This window comes from Synechococcus sp. MU1655, assembly GCF_023630655.1.
Lineage (GTDB): Bacteria > Cyanobacteriota > Cyanobacteriia > PCC-6307 > Cyanobiaceae > Synechococcus_C.
In genome coordinates this window covers 1-4,456 of record NZ_JAKUHK010000164.1, presented here as the reverse complement: position 1 = coordinate 4,456, position 4,456 = coordinate 1, and the positions used below count along the sequence as shown (strand labels likewise).

Genomic DNA, 4,456 nt, shown 5'->3' with positions numbered 1-4,456 from the left:
TCCTCGACGACCAGAGCGGCGTGCGCTTGTGGTTGACGGACACGGACGAGACCCTTGCGCACTATCCGTTCCGCTTTCGCCTGGAGATGGCGGTGCGTCCTGTGAGTGATGCGTTGGAGATCACCACCACGATTGCGAATGCCAATGAGGGCGGCGAGTTGATGCCGTTCAGTTTTGGTCTCCATCCCTATTTCAATGTGACGGACCTCAGTCGCACGAGCCTTGAAGGCTTGGCACCCCAATGCCTCAACCACCTCGTGATGGCAGAGGCTGAAACCGGGGATCAGTTGAGCCGATTGCCAGAGGGCGTGGACTTTCTCACCCGCCCTGCTGGACCGGTCACCCTGGTGGATGAGGCTGCGGGCACGCGCTTACAGCTTCAGCATCAAGCGCCCATGGATCTCACAGTGGTGTGGACCGAACCTCCTCGCCCGATGGTGTGTCTCGAGCCCTGGACAGGACCGCGGCAGTCGCTGATTACTGGAGACGGCAAGCTGGAGCTCGCCGCTGGAGAGAGCCTTCAGCTCAGTTGCCGCTATGCGCTGAGTTGACAGGTGCTGCCACTCCAGGCAGGCGTCCTCTGCAGAGCTGTTGTTTCGGATCAAACTGATGCTTCACGGCTTCAATCAGGGGGCGGGATGGGGCATCCAGCCAGGCCGGTAGTGCTCCTGGCTGGGCACCTGGTTGGATCAGCACGCTGAGCTGCCCCCCTAATGCGATCACCCGTCGCCTCAGTGCTTCGACTCGATATTCCGGTGTGGGAGAACCGCTGACTTGCCAGGCCTCTCCGCTGCCGGCTCCAGCGGCGAGCCGCCAATGCCACCCAGAAAGCCCAGTGCATTCGCGCGAGCTGAACAAGTGCTGGAGCTCTGCGGGGGGGAGACAAAGGCGCAGCAGCCAGGGTGGATCTTCGCTAGTGGCAGAGCCTTCAGGGATCGGGCTCTCCCACGGCATGCGTTCGCTGCTGACCCCCTGCTCGGCCGCGAGCGTCTCGAGCCGGTTGAGCTGGTCAACGACCGCACCATCACTGATGCTGGCCACGCCCATCAGGATCCTTGGCCCCTGGTCCGGGCGGAGCTCCCAATCGATCCACTCGGGTGTGAAGCTGCTGCCCACCACCTCGGCTCGGAAGGCTTCGAGCTGGTTGAGCTCACCCTCCAGAACAAGCTGTCCGCGCGGTTCACGAATCGGTTGCACGCGCAAGGTGAGCCCGGTAATCAGAGCGAGGCTGCCCCAGCTGCCGCAGAGCAGGCGCATCAGGTCATAGCCCGCCACGTTTTTCACCACCCGGCCACCGGCACGGGCGCTCACTCCATCGCTGCGCATCAAGCTGATGCCAATGATCTGGTCGCGCACGCCTAAGTGACGTTGGCGGAGCCCACCCGATAGACCCCGTGCCACGAGCCCGCCGATTGAACCCGCTGATTGAGGCGAGGCCAGGTTGCTACCCCACGGCCAGTTGAGCGGTAGCCATTGCTGATGCTCTGCAAGGGCCGTCTGCAGGTCGGCCAGGGGCATGCCCGCATCCACGGTGATCGTGAGGTCATCCACCGCATGGTCCTCGATCCGAGACAGGTGGCGCATGCTCACCACCGGCCCCGAATCAGCTGCGAGAGGAGGGCCCCAGTGCAAACGGCTGCCCATGCCGGCAGGCACGCAGGGCTTCCCGTCCGCATGCAGGGCGGCAATGAGTTGGCCAAGCTCCTCAACAGAATTGGGTGCTAGTACCGCTGTGGAGGACAACCCTTGTTCAGGCACGTGAGTGAACAGGCCAGATCAATACACCAACCGATCGTGCCATGAAGATTGTCGTAATCGACGATGACCCCACCGGTTCTCAGACGGTGCACAGCTGCCCATTGCTGCTGCGTTGGGATGAAGCGGCCTTACGTCGGGGGTTGAGGCACCCTTCCCCCTTGGTGTTTGTGTTGGCCAACACGCGGGCGCTCACGCCTGAGGCCGCGGCATCCCGCAATCGCGAGATTGTGGAGGCCCTGGTGCTGGCCATGGCGGCTGAAGGCCTTCAGGAGCATGAACTGTTGCTCGTCAGCCGCGGTGATTCCACCCTGCGCGGGCACGGCGTGCTCGAACCCCAGGTGCTGGTGCAGGCCTGGGAGGGGCACTTCGGTGCGGTGGATGCCACCTTGCATGTGCCTGCATTCTTTGAGGGGGGGCGCACCACCCTGAATGGTGTGCATCGTCTTCACGGAGAGCCGGTGCACACCACGGCGTTTGCCCGTGATCGCCTCTTTGGTTACGGCACCAGTGATTTGGCGGAGTGGCTTGAGGAGAAGAGCGCTGGCCAGATCGCTGCCAACTCAGTGCTGCGGATCCCGCTGGAGTTGCTGGAGTCAGAGCGATCTGCAGACCTCTTGACTTGCCTTGAGACCTTAGAAGCCAATCGATCGGTTGTCGTCGATGCGACCCGTCCCGAGCAGCTGCGGGCCTTGGGAGTCGCGATCCGGAGGCTTCAGGGGCGAAAGCGTTTCCTATTCCGTTCAGCCGCAAGCCTTCTGAATGGCCTGGTGGATTCAGGATCATCTCCCTTGGGACCTCAGCCCCTTGATGCCCATGGCCTGGTGAGTTTGCGCCGCCGTGATCTTCACGGACAGCCGCTGCCTGGTTTGGTGGTGGTGGGATCCCATGTTTCTTTGGCGGATCAACAGTTGAAATCTCTGCTGGCCAACGAGCGATGCCGCGGGATTGAGCTGCCGGTGGCTCGCATCGCCCGGGTGCTGGAGGGGGGATCTCCAGATCTGCTTCTGCCGGACCTGGAGGCTGAATGGCGATCGCAGCTGGAGCAGGCGCTGGAGGAAGGGCTCACGCCTGTGCTGTTTTCCAGTCGTGGTGAGTTGCTGTTCGGAGTTGGTGCGGCGGCATTGGTGCGGCGGTTGCGCTTTGGGATGGAGTTGGCATCCCTGATGGCCCGTTTGCTGGCCGGCTTGGCTCCGCGGCTTGGTTATTTGATCAGCAAAGGAGGCATCACCACGGGAACCCTATTGGCGGAGGGGCTTGGCCTCGAGGCTGTTCAACTGGAGGGGCAACTCTCGCCAGGGTTGTCGCTGGTGCGTGCGATCGAAACAGCAACTGATATGACGGAGCCAATGCGTGCGTTGCCTGTGATTACATTTCCTGGAAATCTAGGAACGGAACACAGCTTGAAAGAGACGTGGCAGATGTTTGCTGGAGAGGCTTAATCGGCCATGGTTTTGCTAAATCGCTCTCGCCATTTCTGCCAGCTTTCAGATTCGGGGAACTGGTGAACGAGAGCATCTGTTTCCGCCATTAATGTTTGGAATGGTTGTTCCATGTCCATCGGAATCGTGGCAATCGGTGGTGCATACGTTTGGGTATAGGCGAAAAATTCAATGGGATTGCTTTCTGGGTCGGAGAAATAAACTGACCAGCTTCCACCATGGTTCATGGCTACAACTTCGCCTGGAGCGATGTCCTGAATGGCTGAGAAGTTCTCATGCAAATCTTGCAAGCTGGAGACTTCGAACGAGATTTGATTGAACTGACTCGGCGTTTTCATTTGCCGCCCTGTGGCCAAAACAATTTGATGATGTTCCTTGGGATCTTTGCTTAAAAAAAGCATTCTTGATCCTTGGAACTCCCAGGAGTCTGTGATGCAAAATCCCAACTTTTTGACGTAGAAATCTTCCATGAGCTCTAGATCATGCACGTAGAGCCCGAAATGGGAAGGTCGCGACGAGGCCAGAAAGGAATTCATGGATGGTGCTGCGAGGGGGGGACGGAGCTGTCTTGGCCGCCAGTCGTTGGAGCGGGCGCTGGGCTGAGCCTGGCAGAGCGGGCGAGTAGCTCCATGGGATGGCAGACGTCCGGACCTTCTGAGCGGAGATGGCTCCTCAGTTGAAGGCTGCAACCGATGTTCGCGCTAGCGATGACCTCTGCCCCAGTGCTTGTGAGGTCGTTCGCTTTCAGTTGGCCGAGTGCGGCGGCTTCGTCCGGTTGCACCAGGTTGTAGATGCCGGCACTCCCGCAACACACGCCGGCTTCTGTGGCTTCTTTCAACTGAAGTTCGGGAATGGCACGCAGCAAGTCCCTGGGCTGGGCCGCAATCCCCTGGCCATGGATCATGTGGCAGGCATCGTGGTAAGCCACCGTGCAGGGCAGCGGTGTGAGAGCTTGCCGAAACGATTCGGACAGCCCCCGGTTCGCCAGGAATTCGTGCACGTCCAGCACCGGCGCACTGAAGTTGTCCTCGCCATCGAGCAGCTCCCCATAGGCCTTCATGGTGTGCCCGCAACCGGAGGCGGCCACCAGCACGGCATCCAGGGTTTCATCGCGGAAACTCTGTACCAACGCGCTTGCAAGTTCCTGGGTTTGTTGGAGTTGGCCTTGGTGATGGCTCACCGCTCCGCAGCAGCCTTGATCAGCTGGAATCACCACTTCAAAGCCATTGGCTTGCAGGACGGCCACGGTGGCGTCGTTG

General features: G+C 60.4%; 5 protein-coding genes. 2 read left to right on the top strand and 3 right to left on the bottom strand.

The genetic code is table 11. The annotated features are described in order from the left end of the window. The coding region (locus NCN04_RS08275) for an aldose epimerase family protein (RefSeq protein ID WP_502988769.1) at nt 1–551 on the top strand (551 nt) is incomplete at its 5' end. Here NCN04_RS08275 and NCN04_RS08270 read toward each other — a convergent pair. Further along, the gene (locus NCN04_RS08270) at nt 526–1,743 is read right to left on the bottom strand and encodes an FAD-binding oxidoreductase (RefSeq protein ID WP_250395770.1); all 1,218 of its coding nucleotides are present in this window, start codon (nt 1,741–1,743) and stop codon (nt 526–528) included. The two genes, NCN04_RS08275 and NCN04_RS08270, sit on opposite strands and share 26 nt — an antisense overlap. A 56-nt stretch (nt 1,744–1,799) precedes the next feature. Between NCN04_RS08270 and NCN04_RS08265 the strand changes: the two genes are divergently transcribed. After that, the gene (locus tag NCN04_RS08265; protein WP_250395769.1) at nt 1,800–3,197 is read left to right on the top strand and encodes a four-carbon acid sugar kinase family protein; all 1,398 of its coding nucleotides are present in this window, start codon (nt 1,800–1,802) and stop codon (nt 3,195–3,197) included. On the opposite strand, the gene NCN04_RS08260 is transcribed toward NCN04_RS08265, so the two are convergent. Then, the gene (locus tag NCN04_RS08260) at nt 3,194–3,733 is read right to left on the bottom strand and encodes a VOC family protein (protein ID WP_284498677.1); all 540 of its coding nucleotides are present in this window, start codon (nt 3,731–3,733) and stop codon (nt 3,194–3,196) included. The two genes, NCN04_RS08265 and NCN04_RS08260, sit on opposite strands and share 4 nt — an antisense overlap. Beyond that, on the bottom strand, nt 3,730–4,456 hold a 727-nt coding region (locus NCN04_RS08255; RefSeq protein WP_250395767.1), incomplete at its 5' end, for a (Fe-S)-binding protein. The genes NCN04_RS08260 and NCN04_RS08255, both read right to left, overlap by 4 nt.